Source organism: Bacteroidota bacterium, from assembly GCA_016183775.1.
Taxonomy (GTDB): domain Bacteria; phylum Bacteroidota; class Bacteroidia; order JABDFU01; family JABDFU01; genus JABDFU01.
The window spans coordinates 1-21424 of record JACPDY010000104.1 but is presented as its reverse complement, the minus strand read 5'-3'; the positions used below and the strand labels follow the sequence as shown (position 1 = coordinate 21424).

Here is a 21424-nt window from a genome sequence, read left to right as displayed (position 1 = left end):
GCCACCTGCTCAGATTTTTGATCGAATCCTCTCTCGCGGCAACGCAACCCGCCTGGGTAATACCATATGTGCTGTAATTTAATATTGACGAGCCATTTACCCTGTTAATGCCGGTTGTGGCATTTCCATTTGGATCCCGGCTCGCCAAACAAAATTCAATTCCCAAATCATTACTATTAATATTGCCAGCAACATTTCTCCAGCGATCATTTAACCCCTTAATAGCATCGTAAATCTTCGCGTCTGAAATATTAGTGCCTGTACCAACAGCTTCACCAAGGTGAACAACATGAACTACTACAGGGATCGTTAAAACAGCAGATGTTTGGGCTACCTTACTATTTTTCTGATTATTGATTATTTCCTGGATCTGCTCTTCAATCAGCGTATTCTGATTGTTATAAAATGGATCCATTTGTAACAACTGGTTATTTGCATTTTCAGTAGCACATAATTCCTGGGAATAACTATCAGCGAACTGACCTGATAAAATCGCAATAAAAACCGAAATGAGCACATTTATTTTCATGGGCGTAGGTTTGGTTGTTAGTCAATAAAAAGTAATTTACTAACAATTGATGAGAAAGTCAAGAGGAGTCGTGCAAACAGGAATTTGCCTGCCCATCAAAATGTTTTGGCACACAGGCGTGAGAAGCTCTGTAACAAAAAATTACACAGAGAAAAAGAGAGTTTTACAGAGAGCACAGAGAAAAGATGTTTTAGAAACTGAATGTCCTGCACCGGGATGTATACCTGCATCGCTTTCGCGTAGCTTCAGCGGAGCAAAGCCTGCCGGCAAGGCTGGGTTTCAAGCGACGAATGAAACCAATGAATATTTCAATTACAAGTAACCCATCTTTAGACCACAGAATTGACAACCCACAATACCAACTAACAATTATCCTACTGCTTATACATCAAAAAATGCTTAACATGTGTATTTGTGCTTCCATCTTTTGAAGCCGGGAGCATAAAGGTTTCTTCAAGGGGTTTAAAATTTTTCAACTCAATTTTAACAGTATATTTTTTATCTCCGGGAAGTGTAATGAAATAATCGCCTCCTTCCTCGGCATTTGAACTTGTTGTGCCTACTTTCTGGCCGGCCTCATCATAAATATTTACTTCAGCAGCAAGAGCAGAAGCACCTTCGTTACTGATCACAGTGCCTTTTAAAATAGAAAAACCGGGTGCAGCCGATAAAGGTCTGTTTGGATCCTTTTCCAGAATGCGGTAATTAGAAAGATCAACTTTATAAATATCGCGATCGCCCAATCCTCCTTTTCGCTCACTTGCTATGTATGCGCTTTTTCCATCGGTAGCAAGAATAAAACTTTTTTCGGCACCCATTGTATTTATCGGGTAGCCCAAGTTAACCGGCTTTGTCCACTTACCATTTTCATTAACAGTTTTAAAAATATCATATGAACCCATTGAGGTATGGCCCTCAGAACAGAAAAACAATGTTTTACCATCTGCGGCAATGTATACGCCTCCTTCATCATGTTCAGTATTAATGTCCGGCCCTAAATTAACCGGTTCACCCCAGGCTCCTCCTTTCGTTAACCGGGTACTCATATAAATATCACCTTTCCCCAAAGCACCTTTATCCTTTCGCTCGCTGATATAATAAATCGTATTACCATCAGGTGAGAGGCAGGCGCCATCTTCCCAATAGGTAGTGTTTATGGGATGACCGATTGTTTTAGGGGAGCTCCACCTGCCCGATGAACTCAGGCGCGACACCCATATATCGCCGCCACGTGCTTCAACCGCGTCATTTTTATAAACAAATATCTGCTTCCCATCCGGAGAAATGCTGCAAGCCGCATCATGAAACTCCGTATTTATAGCTCCGGCGATAAGATCCGGATCGCCCCACATTCTCTTTGCAGAATCCCAAAGAGCAATATAAATATCCTCAAAATATTTCCCATCACCCTCCTTGTCAATAGGACTGTCCTTATCACGCGGCCTTCGTGAGGTAAAGATCATCTTCTTACCATCGGCGGTTATTGAAGGACGTTTATCATCAAACTCGGAATTAACAATATTGCCGAGGTTTTCGATAGTTACATTTATGGGTTTGGCTGTCAGTTCTTTAGCCATATTACATTGCGCAAGATAATGGTCAACATCACTTTCCTTAAGTACTTTAGGATTGGTAGTTACTTTTTTATATTGCTCGAACTCAGCAATAGCTTTATCTGTTTCTTCCAGCAACTGATATGTTTTGCCCAGTTCAACACCCAGGTTAGGGTGCGCAGTTGGATTGATCTGTTTAGCCTTATCAAAATATTCAAGGGCGTTTGTATAATCCATCAAACTAAAATAACATTCACCTACCCAAAAAGCCAGCTCCGCCTCACTCGGGCGACCACTGAAAATATCTTTATAAATAGCGAGAGCCGCCCTGTAATCGCCGCGATAATAAGCCTGGTGCGCATTAAATTGACGCACTTTATCACTGGCATTATCAATGGCCGTTTTTTGCGCACTCATTGTCGGAAGGCCGGCTAAAAGGAAGAGTGAAATCCCAAGAATTGAAGTTCTTTTGATCAGCATGTTTCGCGTTGTTTCAAATAAAATAAGAGGCATAAATATACTCATTATCAGTTCAAAACAAAAAAGCATTTGACTGAAAAAAAAGATGACTTTAATTCCCCGGGGCGATAATCTGACCTTTCGGTCATATTTTTAATCCTACTGAAACGGGCTTGAATATAGCTTAAGTAAGAAACAACAAAGCGAAAAACCAAAAGATGATCTTTCGCTTTTTACAATACGAACATTAGAGTTTATATCGAATAAGCTTTTTTGTGGGCTTTAGTGGTTTTGTGTTTTAGTGGCAATAGAATTTTGGCCACCAAAGCACGAAAGCTCTAAATTTTTCCCCATATATTTTTTGAAATTGCATATAATAATCTAATGTCGGTATAATCTCTATTATACCGGAAATTATTTTACCAAGGTTACATGACCAATATAACTCCATGAATGTTTCATGTAATCACAGGTCTGTATTTTCCATACATACACATCCTGCTGAGCAATGTCCTTCCCGCCATTCGCTCTTCCATCCCAACCTCTATTAAGGTCATCTGTTTCGAATATCAGGTTACCCCAACGGTCGAATATCATCATCCCGAAACATTCAGGGTTGATCATAAAACCGGTCGGGAAGAAGGTCTCATTCTTACCATCTCCATTCGGACTAAATGCATTGGGCACATAGAAAGTGTAATCACCATGTATGATCACATAATCGATCGCGGTATCTTTACATCCATACTGGGTGGTTACAATCAACTGGATTTCATACCTGCCTGTATCCTTATACGTATGTGTCGGGTTCTTTTTTGTGGATGAAGAATTATAAACATCGCCAAAGCTCCAATCCCACTTCACCACATCCAATGAACTTTTATCGGCAAAGTTAATCGTTGGAGTAAGTATCGATGTTGACTTAGGATCGATAGTGAAACCAGCGATTGGTAACGGATATACCTTAACCGATTTTGTCTTGGTCAGTGAAGTAGAACAGCCATTACTGTCTGTAACAGTTAGTTTAATAGTATAGAAACCGGGCCTGGTGAATACATGGATTGGAGAGCAATCCGACGATGTAGTTCCATCACCAAAATCCCAGCTGCAGCCTTGTGTTGTGCCGCCGGTAGTTGTATTGTTAAATGATACGGATAAAGGCGCGCATCCCATTGTACTGTCGGGAGAGAAACCAGGTGTGAGCACAGGATCTACTCCCTGTATGATAACAACATCCGTTACCGGCGGGGTTCCGCAACCATCCGAAACAACTACCGTATAAGTCTGGCTGCCGGTGGGTGTTACATTTAACGTTGCTCCTATCGAATTTGAAGGAAGCCATGTATAGGTGTAATTACCATCTCCCCCGGTTGCAACCGCAGTTGCAGTAGTTGAGCCTCCTGAACATACCTTCTGATTTATTCCGGCATCCACCTGGAGGGGCGGAGTAACATCTACAGTTATTGCTGAAGATGTTGTACATCCTTTAGAATCAATTACTGTAACTGTATAGGTGGTTGTTACAACAGGATTAACATTGATGGTTGCTCCCGACTGGGGACCGGGCATCCATATATAAGAATAAGCTGCTGTTCCGCCGCTTGCTGACGCGCTTAATGTTGCGCTCTGTCCAATACATATTTTGTTTGGTGGTGTGACCGACAGTATAAGTGGCGGAGGCTCGCTTATGGTTACATTCGATACCGCTGTACACCCCCTTGAATCTACTGCGTTAACAGTATAGCTGCCCGCAGCTAGTCCTGTGGCTGCTGTACCTGTTCCGCCTATTGGCGACCATGTATACGCTATTGGAGCCGTTCCCCCTCCGACAGCTGCAGTTGCAGAGCCATCATTACCTCCGGCACAACTCACATTGGTGGTCACCGATGCGGCCAATGCTACAGGAGGACTATTACCAACTACAGCAGTTGTCGTTTGAGTACATCCTTTTGAATCGGTTACGGTTACCGTATAGGTATTGGCTCCAAGACCTCCCGCGGTCGGGCCATTTCCTCCGGACGGTGCCCAGTTATATGAATATCCGGGAGTGCCGCCTGAGGCTGTAACACTTGCTGATCCGTTATTCAGCCCGCAGGTTCCGTCTACCGGGCTTATCGATGCAACAATAGCCGGCGGTGTGGTGATCGAAGCTGTTGATACAACTGTACATCCATTGACATCGGTTACGGTCACCGTGTAAACTCCTCCTCCCAGACCTGTTACGGTAGGCGATGCAGCTCCTCCGGGCATCCAGTTATAAGTATAACCGGGGGTACCGCCTGAGGCTGTAACGTTTGTACTTCCATTACCCGGACAAAGCGGACTTACAGAATTTGCAACAGCTGTCAATACAGGCGGTTCGGTGATGACTACTACAGTATTCTGTTGGCACGAATTCGCATCTGTAACAACAACGGTATAACTGCCTGCAATAAGTGAAGTAATGGAAGTGCCCGACCCTGCAGATGCAGGTGTCCAGCTGATTGAATAACCCGGGGTTCCTCCGGTAACTGAGATGGTTGCGGAACCGTTATTGCCCCCCTTACATAAAATATTGGTTTGATTTACTGCAATGTCAGGCGCACCTACATTCCCGACAAGAACAGTAGAAGTAGATGTACATGATGTTGCGTCAGTAATGGTCACTGTATATGAACCTGCGGCTAAATTAGATGCAGTATATCCTGGTCCGCCCGCAGGTGCCCATGTTGCAGTTAAAAGGCCAACCCCTCCTCCGGGAGTAACCAAAATACTTCCATTTGCTGTATTGCAATTTGCCGGAGTAACAGCGGTAGAAATAGTTATTGGAGGCGGTTCTGTAATTGTAACGGATGAGGTACTGGTACAGCCTGCCACATCCGTAACAGTTATGATATAGGTTCCGGCACTAAGACCGGAAAGAGAAGATACCGAACTTCCGGAAGGCTGCCAGCTGTATGTATAGGGGGCTGCTCCTCCCGTAGAACTTGCCTGTGCAGTACCGTTAGCCGCGCCAAAACATGTAATATTTGCGGAAGTTGCTGTTGCCGTAGGTCCATTCAGGTTGGCAACCACCGCAGTAGAGGTAGCGGTACACCCATTCGCATCGGTAACTGAAACGGTATAGGTGTTTGCAAAAAGTCCCGTCGCGTTTGGTAATGTCATCCCTCCAGGGTTCCATAAATAAGTATAAGGTGCGGTTCCGGATGTTACGGTAACTGTTGTCGACCCAATCCCTTTGCCACAATTATCATCAACCTTACCGGTAGTTAATTGCGGACCAGCCGGAACTGTAATAGTTACAGTAGTGCTGGAAATACAATTATTCGCATCGGTAACAACAACGGTATATGTTCCGGCCGTCAAATTGCCGGCAGTAGTTCCGGTACCACCGCCCGGTGACCAAAGAATATCAAATGGCGCAGTACCACCCGTGGTTGAAACAACCGCACTTCCGTTTGTTATACAGGTTGCATTTGTTGATGACGTAATTGTGGCTGTTACACCACCTGTACTGGTTACAAGAGCAGTTGTAGTTGTTGTACAATTTTTGGAATCTCTAACTGTTACAGTATATGTTCCGGCGGCCAGGTTACTGATCGTTGCACCGGTACCGGCACCTGGTGCCCATGCATAAGTATATGGGCCTGTACCGCCCCCCCCAACAACCGAAGCTGTCCCTGAATTCGTTCCGCAATTAGCAGGTGTTGAAGAAGGAACTCCCGTGACCGGCGGCGGTTCCGTAATTGCAGCGGTTGCCGTTTTTGTACAACCTTTGGAATCAGTAACCGTCACTGTATATGACCCCACGCCTAAATTACCTGTTGTAGTGGCCCCTGTTCCACCCAAAGCAGCCCATGCATAGGTAAACCCGGGAGTTCCCCCAGTTACTGCTACATTTGCCGAGCCATTGCTGCCTCCGTTACAGGATATATTTACAGCTGTAGTTGTAAGACCCATCAGAGGATTTATTGTTACAATAACCGTATCGGTGGCAGTCATGCCACCTGCATCTGTAAGAGTAACTGTATAAGGGGTAGTTGCCACAGGGCAAAAGCTATGAGGCCCGGCTCCTGTTTTACCATCGCTCCAGGCATAGGTATATGGCGGAGTTCCGGGTCCTGATGGTGTAGCAGTAACACTTGCACAAGCACCCAAACAAATTTTAGCCCCTGTTGCCGTAACGGTCGGGCCGCAAGGTTCCAAAATATTTAACGGAAAAATACCCATACAGGAATCCTTATCAAGTACTGTTACCCAGTAACTGCCTGCAGAAAGACCTGTCCGGTCTTTAGTAGTTGCTCCATCATTCCATTGATATGTGTATGGTGCTGTGCCACCCGTGTGGCTAATGGTAACTGAACCATTTGACTGTCCGCAGGTAGAGTTTACATGAGTTCCGGTCAGGTTCAATGCCAAACAACAACTCCATGAACATTCAACATGGGGAGGACAAGTTACACTGCAAGGCTGGGGAGTGAATGTATTATTAGCACACCAGGTAACATTCGGACCAACAATCTGTCCTCCAACGGTAACCTTCTTTTTTAACGGGTCATTACTGATACACATATCCAGATTACCAAGGATTGCTGTTCCACAACACCAGGTAAGGTCATTACCAATATTAATGTCAGCGGATCCACTGGTTGGACCATTCAATTTTGCAGCAGCCTGAAGATCGATATTGTTAGCGGTCAGCAACGAAGGACTCGACATATTAATAGAGCCCGACCCGGTAATAACTATATTACCTGAAACCAATAAAGATGAATTAGTTCCAACATTGATGATTGTTGCCATATTTATGGAAGAAGCCGTAACGGAAGAGTTGGAACCAATATCAAAGGTTCCGTTATTTGTAATAGCCGTCGCTTTTATACAGGTTTTATTTCCCGTTTTAAGCCCCCCGCTGCCGATCAAAAGGGTTGTTGTGGTTAATGTGCTGCTGGAGTCAATAATAAATGGGGTTGAACTGGCCTGCTCAAACGCTTTGGTCTCCATACAACTTCCCTTTTTCATTGCAATACCTGTAGATCCGCTGCTTTTGAAGGAACCTTTAATCAACACAGAACCTTTGATAGTAAGCAGGGTATTCCCGCCTCCCATGATATCAAATGAACCTATGGTAACATTGCCATCCCAAAGACTTGACGAAGAAGTACCCGGAGTAACACTGTATTTTCCTTTAACATCAAGACAAGCGCCGGGATAATTATCAAGTGTAAAACTTTTCGGCCCGGGAATATCGCCACAAGCCTTAAATACCCCGTAATTGGATAACCGGACATGGACACCCGGAGTGATCTTCTTCATATATATCTCTCCTTCATTACATAAACGGTTCTCATCTCCACAGCCATTGCAGCTCACTGATTCAAAAGTGAGCTCACCGAATATCTTCCCTGAATTACAAAGCTTACCGTCCAGGTTAACAGTAATATTCCCATTCACAAATCCATTCTTGGTAATACACACCTTATCGAACGGCATGATGGTCAGGTTCCCGTTGTACACAGAATCAATAACCATTGTACACCCGGTTGTACAGTTACACTGGGCGAATGATAATGATGTATACAAAACCATTACCAGAGCAATGATAAGACCAGGCAGATTTAATTTCTTCATGACGACATCATTTGGTTAACACTAATTTTATATACATAGAGGATAATGTATTACTGATGTGAGCCATATATATACCGGCTGAACATTCAGTCATATCTATCATTTTTTTCTTTTCAGTTCCGCTTAATTTTTCAGCGGCAACCTGTTTCCCAAGTTTGTCATATACCACAATAGTAAACGAATCATTTCCTTCAGAGGTTATTACAAAAATTCCGGACGAGGGATTCGGATATGTCTTTATTTTACTGATGTTAAGACCAGAAGAATTCTGAACAGACGAAATAGTTTTGACAATGACCTGCATATTAATGCTATCGGTACATCCGAAATTATCTGTATAAGTATAAACAATCTTATTCATTCCTGAATCCGCGGCTGCAGGATCGAATGTGGCACCTGAAATACCCGGCCCTGAAAAAATGCCGCCTGAAGGAATTCCATTAATACTTACCATAGGGTCCGTATTAAAATATGCGCTATCCAGGCCCGTAATACCAAGTGGAGTTTTGTTACCAACATATGCCCGCACCTGCTGTTTGGCATCAACCTGCATTACAGTCATACATGATCCGGGATCCGTCACTATTTCCCAATCGTACAAATACGGGTAGTAATTATCCAAACCTGCACCGATCAACTCTATAATATTCGGAAGCGAATAAGGGAAGGATAACGATTGATCCCTCCATAATTCTGGCGTCTGGCACAATAATTTGTAGTCGTTGCCGGGCTTCACAGGGAAATTCAGCTCTATCCTGTTCTCACCTGCAGGAACATACAAATTATCAATACTGAGCTCATTGCCTTCTGTATCCCATAGTCTGAATGTTCGGAAGCGCCCTGAATCAGCATAAACTTTAACCGATTTAATGATAACCGGACTGTAGCAATTGAACCTCATGTAATCAGTACCGGGATAATAACTGCCATTAGAGGTTTTACTGAGTTTACCCACATGAAACGTATCAGGCAGCGCGTAGTTAAAAGCTGAAGCGTAAAACACCCTTGTAGTATCAATTATTGGTGTTGAAAGGTTATTTCCTGTATAGATCAAACTATCCTTTTCGTTATACCAATACACATTATCCTTGCTGTATGCCGACAACAAAGCACTTCCGGTATCACACAACGTATCGCTTTTCAGACTATCAATTACAGGGGAGTTGATCTTCTTCACTGCAAACGTATCCGACAAAGCATTTCCGCACAGCGTAGTTACATTTACAGCATAATTACCGGCCTTGTGAACCAGGATGCTTCTTGTTGTATCGCCTGTTGACCAAAGGTAAGAACTACCGGCACTCGCCTTAAGGGTTATCGTATCCGTTGACTGACACAAAACATTTCCCTGAAGCGACGAAATATTTGCAGAGGGAACATTGCTTTGTTTCGTTAAGGTAATAGGAACTGTTATAATGTTATTTTCTTCATTAAATTCGACAATAAAATTTAATGGATCCACTTCAGCTACAAGCCAATATTTACCATTACAGGTACCATAAGGTATGTTCATACTCTGCCCTGGGGTAGTAATATCATAAATATCCATATATCCCGGGCTGATACCCTGCTCAGTTATACAAAAATTGTAGTTTGCTCCCATTCCAAAATTCGGGATATTGGCACTGTCAAGCACCTGGCCACTGCTGTCTCTGCAATATCCGTTTGCCTGGGTACATTCATCAAAATCGGCCAGGCAAAAACTTATTTTTTTTGTTTCTCCTACGATCTGCCATTTTCGGGGATCTGGCTCAAGGCTGTCTTTAATCCGGAGCGAAAGGTGAAACCAATCCTCCACATGAAAATGATCATGACCACTTCCGTGATACGACATAATACCGGACCTTACATGAAAAGTACTGATCGCGGTGGTGTCTTTACGGTATATCCTTTGCCGGATCACCTGTCTTGGAAATGTTCCGTCGGTACAAAGGGCCGGAGGAGTAGCTGAGACTATTTTGTTTGTCCCGCAGTAAAAAGTATCGGTGGCCAGTATGTGTAACGGTCCATAGCCGATATTCGGAGTTGCACCAGTCACCCTCAGCTGACCATTGAAAGAGGTGTTACCATTTTGTGAATATTCAAGGGTTCCTCCCGCTTCGGTAATTGCTGTTTCAGATACCACCATATCAGGAAGAAGAAGACAATTGGAAGATCCATCCGGACATATACACCCGGTACCGTTTGAAGTTGTGCATTGTGCATCAGCGTAATTGACCCAAAGGTTCATCATGTGCAACAAGATGATGTATATATAGTACTTCCTCAATATCCAGGCAGTTAAAAAAAGTATCTTCTGAGACCAGCATCGCTTCAAACCAATTTACAAAAAAAAGATTTTTTCTAATCAGATCAGAGATTGCTCTTAACTTACAAAAATCAACTGGCTGCCTCGCTTATTCAAACTCAATGAACAAATTATAACAGTTGAGCGAACTTCTTTTACTTCTTATGAATCAATGTTTTGATTTTTATTGATTTTTGTTTGCTTCCTTTCAAATATAAGGTTTGAAAAACCCGAATAAAAACCACTTTGCTTTCAAAATTTCAATTCATTTTATCCATTATCCTTTTGAATCGAACACAATATGCGTACATGAATAAAATAGCCGAAATGCAAAAGAAGTTCTAAAATTGATAATTTTAGGAGTATTTGACCGGCAGGCAGATTAATAAAAGCGTAAAATTCAAGTGGGAACGAATAAATAGTTTTTCAAAATTGATTTTCAACCCATCAGGATCAAAGTTTTGCACAATTAATTGCTCAAATCTGATAAAAATGAATTTTTTAGCACACTCATTTCTTTCCGGAACCTCAGAGGATCTGCTAATCGGTAACTTTATTGCAGACGTGGTAAAGGGCAGCGCCATAAATGAATTTAACAATTCCATAAAAAACGGAATATTACTGCACCGGAATATTGATAAATTTACCGATAGCCATCCAATAGTTCACAAAAGTATCGAAAGACTCCGTCCGCAATATCATAAGTATTCCGGCGTATTGGTTGATATATTTTATGACCACTTCTTAGCTAAAAACTGGCACCTCTATTCTACCATTGAACTGAAAATTTTTACCGGAAATGTATACGCACTTATGCAAAAAAATTACGATCAACTTCCCGTCCGGTCAAAGGAAATGCTGCCTTATATGATAAAATATGATTGGCTGACCAATTACGCTAAACTTGAAGGGATACAAAATGTACTGAACGGAATGGCAAGGAGAACCAGCTTTGTCTCGAATATGGAAAAAGCTGTTGCAGACCTGGAGAACAATTACTCATTATTTGAAACTGAATTCACAACTTTCTTTCCTGACCTTATCGGCCATTCGAAAATGATCATCGATCAATTTGACATTGGATAAATGGCCTATGAGATTTCCCTACAATAACTGATGACCAATGTCTGATACCTTATTGGTTAATTATATGAATTCAAGTACTTTTGTCGAAGTTCAAACGATACGCGTAGATAAAATCAAATTATGGCGAACATTATACCCTTCAGAGGGATCCGACCTGCAAAAGATAAAGTTCACCTTGTCGCTTCAAGATCTGTCGACGGTTATACAAAAGCCGAATTACTGGATAAATTAAAAAGTAATTCGTTCACTTTTTTACATGTCATCAATCCTGATTTCAGCGATGGAAAACCAACTGTATACGGCTCTCCCGAACGACTCAAAAAGATAAAGCTGAAATACGACCAGTTTTACAACGATGGAATATTTGTTCAGGACAACCAGCCTTGTTATTATATATATCAGCAGCAAAAGGGGAAAGAGACTTTTACGGGAATTATCGGCTGCAGCAGCATTGACGATTATTTTAACGGGGTTATAAAAATTCACGAGCAAACATTAACCGACAGGGAGGAAAAACTAAAACAATATCTTGAAGTATGTGATTTCAATGCCGAACCTGTTTTATTCAGTTATCCCAACGACGCGACCATTGACGAGATCACAGATAAAGTTGTCGCAACCGCACCGGAATATGATTTTACTACCACAGACCGGGTAAGACACAGGCTTTGGCCCGTAAGTGATCCGAAAATAACGTTGACTATCAAAGAACGTTTCGGAAAAATACCTGCGATTTATATTGCCGATGGCCACCATCGTTCCGCTTCTTCAGCATTGTTGGGCAAATCGCGGAGAGAAAAGAACCCCGGTTATACAGGCAATGAGCCTTACAACTATTACCTCGGTGTATTTTTTCCTGAATCGCAATTGAAAATATATGACTTTAACCGGATCGTTCATGAACTGAACGGACTTTCTGAAAAGGATTTTCTGGATAAAATAAAATTAAAGTTTGATGTTGAAGAAAAAAATACCGGTATTTATAAACCAACTGCGATCCACAATTTCAGCATGTACCTTGGTAATAAATGGTATTCGCTTACACCCAAAAATGGCATCGTCAAAACCAGCGATCCGGTTGGAAACCTTGACGCGTCAATTCTTACGGAACACATTCTTTCTCCGATCCTCGGGATCCGTGATCTGAAAACGGATAAACGCATCGGCTTTGTATCGGGGATCAAAGGAATGGAAGAATTGAAAAAAGAAGTTGATAGCGGCAGATCAATAGTGGCCTTTGGTCTGTATCCTGTTTCAATGGCGCAATTAAAACTCATAGCCGACACCAATAACATTATGCCTCCTAAAACAACATGGGTTGAGCCAAAGATGCGCAGCGGCCTTGTAATATACAGCTTAAAGGGATAAAGCGGAAAAATCAGGGAAGAGAGAAATAACCAATAATGGTAAAAGAAAATATTTTAAAACTTAAAAATCTGTTACCGCAACATGTAACCCTGGTGGCTGTTTCAAAAACACAGCCGGCCATCGCGGTATCAGAAGCCTATCAGACAGGTCATAAAATTTTTGGAGAAAACAAAGTACAGGAACTGGTTGCCAAATACAACGAACTTCCAAAAGATATTCAATGGCATTTGATTGGTCACCTGCAAACAAATAAAGTCAAATATATTGCCCCCTTTGTACGCCTTATTCATTCGGTCGACAGCCTGAAACTATTACAGGAGATAAACAAACAGGCTGCTAAAAATGAACGTGTGATCGATTGCCTCCTTCAGATATATATAGCCAATGAAGAAACCAAATTTGGTCTGACCTTTGAAGAAGCTGATACACTTCTTTCATCCGCAGAATTCAAGCAATTAAAAAACATAAAAATAGCCGGACTAATGGGAATGGCGACCAATACCGAAAATGCTGCGCAGATCAGGAATGAGTTTCATTCATTAAAAAACTTTTTCAATATGCTCAGGTCTTCCAACCTTACACATGGAACCGAAAACGTTGAACTGAAAACATTGAGCATGGGCATGAGTTCCGATTACCAGATCGCGATAGAAGAAGGCAGTAATATGATACGCGTGGGCAGTACGATTTTCGGCGAAAGGAATTATGCAAATTAGTTCCTCGCACATGGGTGAGTTAATGGCCCTGTTAACCGCTTTGACATGGAGCTTATGCATGTTTCCTTTCACAGAAGCGGCGAAACGGCTTGGCACAAATGTCCTGAATATGTTCCGGCTGGTGCTTGCGGTAATACTTCTCAGCATCGGAACAATTCTTTTTACAGAAGTTTCCTTTTCAGATCTGTATACCTCCCCTACTTCACAACATTGGCTTTGGCTGGGCATATCAGGTATCATAGGACTTGCATTGGGCGATTATTGCGGGTTCTCGGCCTTTGTGCTGATTGGAACACGTCTTTCAAGTGTATTTAACACCTTGTCGCCCGCGGCGGCTTTGCTGTTTGGCTTTTTTATTAATCATGAACAAATAAATATTATCGGTATAACCGGGATGGCTATTACAATCGGAGGTATTATCTGGTTATCATTAGGCAAGCGCGAAAAACAAAGATCATCACACTTAGGCCCGGGTGTATATGTTAAAGGAATTACTTTTGCAATACTTTCTGCAATATGCCAGGGTGTCGGAGTTGCACTGTCTCAAAGAGGCTTAAATATACAGGTTGATGGAGCCAATATCAATGCCATTCATGCGAGCCTTATCCGCATGATGGCAGCAACAGCGGGTGTTGTTTTCATCGCGGTAGTATCCGGTCGTTTAATGCAATTTGTTTTGCCGGTATTTAAAAACAAAAACAAGGGCATCGGCTATGCTGTCGCGGGAACTGTATTGGGGCCTGTAATAGGTATGACATTTTCCATGCAGGCGGTATCGCTCACCAGTGCTTCGGTAGCGCAAACAATATTCTCACTCCTACCGGTTTTTGTATTGGTGCTTGCTCACTTTTTTTATAATGAACGGATCACATTTAAATCGTTTCTTGGAGCAGTCATTGCAATTGTTGGAGTGATCGTACTTATCTGGCGGGATGCTATTCTCAATGCATTGTTCAGGTAAATTATTTCACAGAGAAGCACGGAGTTATACGTTTACATCTTTTGATCCTTATACTGTGAACCTTCGTAGTTCTCAGTGGCGCTCTGAGTAATTATTTTGTATCTTTTATTGAATCACGTATGTTTGCACAAATATTCATGCCATGGATACAACCGCCGACAACAACAAAGATTTCTTTGACCCCCAAAAATACAAAACCTTAATTGTGGGACAGGAAAAGGGAAACAAAAGCACGAGCGACATAATATCACTGCTCATAAACTCCGGGAATGCAGAAGAACGTGAAGATGCGCTTCGATCAATAAAAAAAGAACCGGCAGCGCTTGAACTGCTGATAAATGCCATTAACGATAAAAATCTGTCCGACTATAAAACCCAACTCATTGCTGCCTGCTGGGAATCGGGTATTGATTGCCGCACACAACTCAACTACTTTGTAAACCTGGCCATCAATGAAGATTACCTCAGCTGTATCGAAGCCACCAGTGTGATCGACGGAATGGACCCGCCTTTAAATCAGGACGAATTAAGTAAATCAGCAAAACAACTGCATGAGGCTATTATAAAAGCTGGTACCGACAAAAAGAAACTTCTGGAACAGCTTGCAGAAATACTTACTACCTACAAAAATAACTAATTGATTTTCAAATAATTAAATTAACTTTTAGCGATTTAGCGCATTATATGTATATACATAGAATGTAATTACTTATATTTGCATCAACTAATAAATTTTAATAATATGAACAACACACAAACCACAATGACAGCTGCGGCCATCCTTGCCGGAGCGGCTGCTATGGCCCAATCAAATTGGACCATAGATGCATCACATTCAAAGGTTCAATTTACTGTCACACACCTGATGATCTCGGAAGTTACAGGCAAATTTAAAATGTATGAAGGTAAAGTCGTCGCTACAAAAGATGATTTTACTGATAGCCAGATAGAATTTTCAGCCGATGTAAACAGCATCAATACGGATGACGAAGGCCGCGATAAACATTTAAAATCGGATGACTTTTTCAACGCTGAAAAATATCCGAAGATGACCTTCAAAAGTAAATCATTTAAAAAAGTAAGCGGGAAAAATTATAAGCTTACCGGAGATATGACCATACGCGACATTACAAAAAGCGTGGAATTTGACGTAGTGTATAACGGAAGCATTAAAGACCCATGGGGAAATACAAAAGCCGGGTTTAAACTTAACGGAAATATAAACCGTATTGACTACGGATTAAAATGGAACGCAGCAGTTGAAGCCGGTGGTGTGGTGGTGAGTGAGAATGTGAACATTACCTGTGATATTGAGCTGGGTAAACAGAAATAAAAACGGCTACCTATTGATCATTCTGAATGTTTGTCCTGTATTTTCGATTACCGGAAATTCAGTACAATACATTCAGATCAGGTCAAACAAATTCGATATTCCGGGATAACGTTCCGTGGTAAAACCTTCAGCATAGTCAACCCCGATAGTGCGACCAAAACCAGCCATACGCCCACGCAGAAAGTGAAGAAAATTTTTGGTCGATATCGGCGTCTCCGGTTCATTTGATTTAGGATCATAGAACTGGGAAGAAAAAGCCAGAACGGCTTCCATTTTTTCTTTCACAAATGGCGTAACGTCAACGACAAAGTCGGGCTCAATATACCGATCCTGTATGTAATGGTAAACCGCTTTCGGCCTCCAGGCCTCCTGCTCTTTTCCGTTCTGTTTGGTCGAAATTTTCTTTAGCCCGGAATAAAAACACGCGTCCGAAACAAGTTTTGCCGCACGCTCATGATCGGGATGACGATCGCGAACAGCATTACACAAAATGATTTCCGGCTTATACTGACGTATCTTTTTTACAACCTCCAGCTGATGTTCTTCATCATTCCTAAAAAAACCATCTTTCATTTTTAAATTATCCCGAAACAAAACTCCCAGTATTTTAGCCGCTTTCGCGGACTCTTTTAAACGCAGTTCAGCTGTACCGCGTGTACCCAGTTCACCTTCTGTAAGATCAAGAATGCCAGCTTTTTTTCCAAGAGCAATGTGCTTTAGTAAAGTTCCTGAACACGACAACTCTACATCATCCGGGTGAGCACCTATTGCAAGAATGTGAATTTTCATTGATAAATTTTAGATTACAAATTACCGATCACCGATTACAATCCTTATTTTTTTCCTTCTATCCATTTAATAATTTTACCTGTTAATGGAGTTTCATCCGCAGCAACATAATCAACCCACTTACCATTCTCATCGATCATAAATTTCTGGAAATTCCATTTTACTTCCGCATCAGCCAGCCCATTTTGATCTTTCCTGGTCAACCATTGATAGATCGGGTCCATATCATCTCCCTTAACCGATATCTTGGACATCATCTGAAAAGTAACCCCGTAATTCTTTTTACAAAATTCCGCGATCTCATTATTGGTGCCGGGCTCTTGTTTCCCGAAGTTGTTGGCCGGAAAACCAATAATGGTAAAATTTTGCCCTTTGTATTTTTCATACAGCTTCTGTAATTCCTCATACTGCGGTGTATTGCCGCATTTTGAAGCAGTGTTTACAACCAGCACTTTCTTTCCTTTTAATTGGGCAAGATCAAATTCCTTTCCATCAATTGTTATCGCCTTAAAATCATGGAATGTTTTCATTGTTTTGGATTGTGCAAAGGTCGCATTGAACATAAAAAGTGCAATGATCACTGAAGCCATTTTTTTCATTATACAGATTTATTGATTGGAACAAAGATAAGGATATAATAGGATCGCAGCCCTGTATGATCTAGGTTCTTTGGAATGCGTTCGCCTATAGGTCTCTTTACATTGCAACCGCCCTGCATAGGACTATGGCGCGGTAAGATTAACATTTACACTGCAGCCGTTTTTGTCTTTGATATTTATTAAATACGTTCCCGGGCAAAGCTGATTCTTGTATCTGTTCAAATATCCGTCAGGCCAGCTGTAACTATAAGGACCCGTACCTCCCGTTGCATTTACCATTAACCATTCTTTGCAGCCGCATTCTGCACAGTTGGCTGTGCCTTTGGTAAATTGGCCGGTTAAAGGTGGCGGAGAAACTATAACTGCAGTGGTGGTGGTAGTACAGCCATTTGCATCAATAACTGTTACTGTATAACTAATTGCTGCAAGATCGAAGGCGGTTTGACCTGTTGCGTTATTACTCCAAGTATATGTGAATGAACCCGTACCTCCTCCTGCAATTACAGTTGCGCTTCCATTATTTCCTCCTCCGCAGGTTGCATTGGTTTGTGTTGTTGTTGAGGTCAATGCTGGCGGCTGCGTGATGGTGACAGTGGATATTACAGTGGCGCTTGATGCATCAGTAACTGTTACCGTATATATTCCTGTACAAAGCCCGGTGGCGGTTTGTGTTGCCTGAGTATTTGACCATAAATAGGTATATGACGGGTAACAACTGTTTGGATTGGCCGTAGCTTTACCTGTGCACTGTCCACTGCAAAGATTATTGGTAGAAGTAAGCGTGACGGTAAGAACAGAACTTACAGAACAAAATTTCATAATAAAGCTGTCGTCAGAACCGTTCCACGAATTATCATAATAAGCTCCTGCGCTAGGGTCTAGCACCCCATTACTTCCCGAACCTTTCCATTCGCCCACTAAAAAAAGGCAACCGGCGGGATCTACTGCTAATGCATTACCATGATCATCTGCAGCAGTCCCATTATAACTTGACCAGTAAAGGACTCCGTTATTGTTGAACTGAAGGATAAATACATCTCCATACGAGCCCCCGCCTGAGTTAGCTCCGACAAAATACCCACTACCCGGATTAAAAGTTGGAAAATTGTTCGAGGTTGTGCACCCCGTTACATAAACATTCCCTGAACAGTCCGTTATAATTTGTCGGTCTCTTTGATAACCGCCAAACTGAGTGTCGTTCCCACTTCCTCCGTAAAGGGTTCCCCAAAGCAATATCCCGCCATTGCCAAACTTCAGGATAATAAGGTCATAGAGCCCACCACCAAAAATTCCCTGGAAATAAGCCCCGCTGCCGGGATTGAGCGTGGGAACATTAAATGAACCGGTCTGCCCCCCTATAAATATATTTCCAATATTATCAGTAGTAATAGATTCCCCCTGATCAAGCTCCGTTCCGCCATAATAGGTTGACCAAAGAAGCACTCCCGCATTATTGAACTTCAGAATTAAAATATCACTAAATCCCCCGGCATTTACCCCTTGAAAATAAGCGCCACCGCCCAAATTGAGCATGGGAAAGTTTGGAGAATCAGTCCATCCTGTAACAAACACATTTCCGCTATTATCAGTGCAGAGCGACTTACCATAATCACGTCCGGCTCCTCCATAATATGTAGCCCACTGCTGTACCCCGGTATTATTGAACTTCAGAATAAACACATCGACATTTCCTGCACTCGCAGCCTGAAACCAGGCGCCTCCGGCAGGATTAAGAGTGGGAAAAGCACCAAGACTCGTTTCTCCGGTTGCAAAAACATTGCCACTTCCATCAGTGATAATAGAATGGCCAATCTCAGACCCGGCTCCTCCATAATAGGTTGCCCATAGCCGTACACCCGTATTACTGAATTTGAGAAGAATCACATCAGTACCGCCTCCACTCACTCCCTGATAGTAAGCGCCTGCACCCGGATCAAAGGTGGGAAAATCAGCGGATGAAGTTTCGCCCGTTACAAACACATTCCCGCTTCCGTCCACTGCAATACAATAGCCTCCATCACGCATGCTTCCTCCATAATAAGTCGACCATTGCCTCACTCCTGTATTGGTGAATTTAAGCATGCACACATCATTCCCTGCAACTATTGCTCCCTGAAAATAAGTACCCCCTCCTGTATTTTGAGTAGGGAAATTAGTGGCTGCAACATATCCTGTAATAAACATATTAACGCTTACATCGGCAGCAACTGAGCAAAAACCTTCATAATTACTGCCTCCGTAATATGTTCCCCATGTTAAATTCGGGTCAATGATGAATGTTTGTTCCGGGTTATAATTACCAGTTGTAAACTGTATTTTATTTGTTTTTTTGTCAATGGCATATGTAGTTTGTATTTGAGCGTGTGTTTCCTGTATATAACTGTAGGGCTTACCTTCAATAATTTTTCCTAAAGGCGTGCTTATACTTAACGATCCGTCGTTTTTTGTATCAGGTTTGTCCGTCCATTTGTAGTTGAGTATAATTTGGCCTGGATTTCCGCCGGGATGTATAATGAAATCGTATTTAAATCCCTCACCCGTCTTTCCTGAAGAAGAAGTACAAGTGTAAATTACCCAGTCAATTTTAGGATAAATTTCCTTTATAGTTATCTTCCCATATCGTCTTACATTAAGTATTCCATCCTTGCAATAGCTGAGATAGTAATTGGAGTAGTCTTCACTTTGATATTCTTTTATAATGTTCTCTTTAAGAATTCTTGCTCCTTCCAACACCATATCAGCACGACAGAATTTTGCCTTTTCAGTTTCCGGTTCCTTTCCGAAAATTTTCCGGGTAGTTTCATGTCCCTGATTTTCATTGTTTTCCTTTTGCACTTTTATAAATACATAACTCAATCCCCAATCGGTAATATATATATCTAATTCCTTACTTTGTGCTTTAAATAAGAGATAAGGTGCGGGATTCCCATCCACATCTGCTATCTGTCCTTTGTTTTCCTGAAATCCGAGTATTTTTTCCCGGGCAATACATTGCCGGGCTTGCTCTTGTAAATTATGGTTGGTACCGGCACTGCCAGTAGCAAAACAACCAGTGCTTATGGCTAGCAGTATAGGTTTAAAAAGTATAGATTTTCTCATGTCATTTTAGTTTAGAATGCCAGCAGAAATTATAACAAAAGCTCCTGATTTTTTTATAAAACTCAAGGTGTTGTCACATTAAGATTTATACCGCACCCATTTTTGTCTTTAATATTTATGGTGTAAGTGCCCGGGCAAAGCTGGTTTTTATACCTGTTACTATATCCATCCGGCCAGGTATAAGTGTATGGGTTTGTTCCGCCTATTACTGTTATAATAACCCATTCCTTGCAACCACAACCATCACAATTACCTGTGCCTTTTGCGAATTGTCCGATTAGTGCCGGGGGCGATATTATTGGGATTATAACTGTTGCAGTACAACCATTTCCATCAGTTACAGTAATGGTATATACTGCCGCTGATAAACCGGAAACAGATATTGTTGTACTGGTTGTTGATCCGCTTGTGCCATTATTCCATGAATAGGTATAAGGACCACTGCTGTTGCTTATTGTTAAATTTACACTGCCATTAGAGACTCCATTGCAGAGCAAATTATTTTGAATGCTATTTAAAGTCAAACCAACACCAGACGGAACATTAACAAAAGCGGTGTCTTTAACACAATTAACAGTATCATTCACTATTATCTGGTAATTGCCGGAACATAATGAACCTATCAGTTGCGTGTTTCCGATTTGTGTCCACCCACCATTATACCAGGAATACTTATATGGTGAGCAACCTCCCGCAGGAGTTATAGCAGTTGATCCATTGCAACCACAAGTGGTTTCTGTAACAGTGGAAGTAAGTATTAATGCAGGAGGGATAAATTTCGCAACGAAACCATCATCATCAAAACCGCTACCATTAAATGTCGCGTCATAAAATGCTCCGCTGCCCAGATCGGTTAGCGGATAAGAAACATCGGTTAAAGCACCTGATTCTGTAGTCCATTCCCCCGCTACAAAAAGGTTGCTCAGTTTATCTGCCGCAAGTGGTTCGCGAAAATCGTCACCATCACCGCCAAAATAAGTAGCCCATAAGCGGACACCTGTATTTGTAAATTTAATTATAAAAATATCCCTTGCT

14 protein-coding genes are annotated in these 21424 nt (G+C 41.9%); 6 read left to right on the top strand and 8 right to left on the bottom strand.

Going from position 1 to position 21424, the window contains the following annotated elements; genetic code table 11:
* The 4 genes from HYU69_13340 to HYU69_13325 form a co-directional block, all read right to left on the bottom strand.
* Positions 1 to 529: hypothetical protein (locus HYU69_13340; protein MBI2271321.1), on the bottom strand; the 529-nt coding region annotated here is incomplete at its 3' end.
* Between the two features lie 374 nt (positions 530 to 903).
* A complete protein-coding gene (locus HYU69_13335) occupies positions 904 to 2562 on the bottom strand; it encodes a PD40 domain-containing protein (GenBank protein ID MBI2271320.1) in 1659 nt (552 codons plus the stop codon).
* A gap of 393 nt (positions 2563 to 2955) precedes the next feature.
* Positions 2956 to 8151: a gliding motility-associated C-terminal domain-containing protein gene (locus HYU69_13330; protein ID MBI2271319.1), complete on the bottom strand. Its 5196-nt coding sequence runs from the start codon at positions 8149 to 8151 to the stop codon at positions 2956 to 2958.
* 7 nt (positions 8152 to 8158) lie between these two features.
* The gene (locus HYU69_13325; GenBank protein ID MBI2271318.1) at positions 8159 to 10420 is read right to left on the bottom strand and encodes a T9SS type A sorting domain-containing protein; all 2262 of its coding nucleotides are present in this window, start codon (positions 10418 to 10420) and stop codon (positions 8159 to 8161) included.
* Positions 10421 to 10930: 510 nt separating this feature from the next.
* Between HYU69_13325 and HYU69_13320 the strand changes: the two genes are divergently transcribed.
* The 6 genes from HYU69_13320 (at position 10931) to HYU69_13295 (ending at position 15902) form a co-directional block, all read left to right on the top strand.
* Positions 10931 to 11524 carry a DUF479 domain-containing protein gene (locus HYU69_13320; protein MBI2271317.1) on the top strand — a complete coding sequence of 198 codons (594 nt, stop codon included), beginning with the start codon at positions 10931 to 10933 and terminating at the stop codon, positions 11522 to 11524.
* A 120-nt stretch (positions 11525 to 11644) separates the two neighbouring features.
* Positions 11645 to 12892: a DUF1015 domain-containing protein gene (locus HYU69_13315; GenBank protein MBI2271316.1), complete on the top strand. Its 1248-nt coding sequence runs from the start codon at positions 11645 to 11647 to the stop codon at positions 12890 to 12892.
* A gap of 32 nt (positions 12893 to 12924) precedes the next feature.
* Entirely contained in the window at positions 12925 to 13608 is a 684-nt protein-coding gene (locus HYU69_13310; GenBank protein MBI2271315.1) for a YggS family pyridoxal phosphate-dependent enzyme, read from the top strand.
* A complete protein-coding gene (locus HYU69_13305; protein MBI2271314.1) occupies positions 13598 to 14569 on the top strand; it encodes a DMT family transporter in 972 nt (323 codons plus the stop codon). Before HYU69_13310 ends, HYU69_13305 begins: the two co-directional genes overlap by 11 nt.
* A 142-nt stretch (positions 14570 to 14711) precedes the next feature.
* The gene (locus HYU69_13300; protein MBI2271313.1) at positions 14712 to 15206 is read left to right on the top strand and encodes a hypothetical protein; all 495 of its coding nucleotides are present in this window, start codon (positions 14712 to 14714) and stop codon (positions 15204 to 15206) included.
* A gap of 162 nt (positions 15207 to 15368) precedes the next feature.
* Positions 15369 to 15902 (top strand): YceI family protein, encoded by a 534-nt coding sequence (locus HYU69_13295; GenBank protein ID MBI2271312.1) that lies wholly within the window; start codon positions 15369 to 15371, stop codon positions 15900 to 15902.
* Positions 15903 to 15974: 72 nt separating this feature from the next.
* On the opposite strand, the gene bshB1 is transcribed toward HYU69_13295, so the two are convergent.
* The 4 genes from bshB1 to HYU69_13275 all read right to left on the bottom strand — a co-directional run.
* Complete coding sequence (bshB1, locus tag HYU69_13290) at positions 15975 to 16691, bottom strand: bacillithiol biosynthesis deacetylase BshB1 (GenBank protein MBI2271311.1); 717 nt, start codon at positions 16689 to 16691, stop codon at positions 15975 to 15977.
* A gap of 44 nt (positions 16692 to 16735) precedes the next feature.
* Positions 16736 to 17290, bottom strand: coding sequence for a glutathione peroxidase (locus tag HYU69_13285; GenBank protein ID MBI2271310.1), 555 nt, complete (start codon positions 17288 to 17290; stop codon positions 16736 to 16738).
* A gap of 123 nt (positions 17291 to 17413) precedes the next feature.
* The gene (locus HYU69_13280) at positions 17414 to 20389 is read right to left on the bottom strand and encodes an SBBP repeat-containing protein (GenBank protein ID MBI2271309.1); all 2976 of its coding nucleotides are present in this window, start codon (positions 20387 to 20389) and stop codon (positions 17414 to 17416) included.
* Between the two features lie 62 nt (positions 20390 to 20451).
* Positions 20452 to 21424 (bottom strand): SprB repeat-containing protein (locus HYU69_13275; protein ID MBI2271308.1); only part of this gene is annotated, 973 nt, incomplete at its 5' end.

Bases quoted from the DNA above. Each gene is read 5' to 3' on its own strand.
- HYU69_13335 (MBI2271320.1), bottom strand. From the start codon at position 2,562: ATGCTGATCAAAAGAACTTCAATTCTTGGGATTTCACTCTTCCTTTTA.
- HYU69_13330 (MBI2271319.1), bottom strand. From the start codon at position 8,151: ATGAAGAAATTAAATCTGCCTGGTCTTATCATTGCTCTGGTAATGGTT.
- HYU69_13320 (MBI2271317.1), top strand. From the start codon at position 10,931: ATGAATTTTTTAGCACACTCATTTCTTTCCGGAACCTCAGAGGATCTG.
- HYU69_13315 (MBI2271316.1), top strand. From the start codon at position 11,645: ATGGCGAACATTATACCCTTCAGAGGGATCCGACCTGCAAAAGATAAA.
- HYU69_13305 (MBI2271314.1), top strand. From the start codon at position 13,598: ATGCAAATTAGTTCCTCGCACATGGGTGAGTTAATGGCCCTGTTAACC.
- HYU69_13300 (MBI2271313.1), top strand. From the start codon at position 14,712: ATGGATACAACCGCCGACAACAACAAAGATTTCTTTGACCCCCAAAAA.
- HYU69_13295 (MBI2271312.1), top strand. From the start codon at position 15,369: ATGGCCCAATCAAATTGGACCATAGATGCATCACATTCAAAGGTTCAA.
- bshB1 (MBI2271311.1), bottom strand. From the start codon at position 16,691: ATGAAAATTCACATTCTTGCAATAGGTGCTCACCCGGATGATGTAGAG.
- HYU69_13285 (MBI2271310.1), bottom strand. From the start codon at position 17,290: ATGAAAAAAATGGCTTCAGTGATCATTGCACTTTTTATGTTCAATGCG.
- HYU69_13280 (MBI2271309.1), bottom strand. From the start codon at position 20,389: ATGAGAAAATCTATACTTTTTAAACCTATACTGCTAGCCATAAGCACT.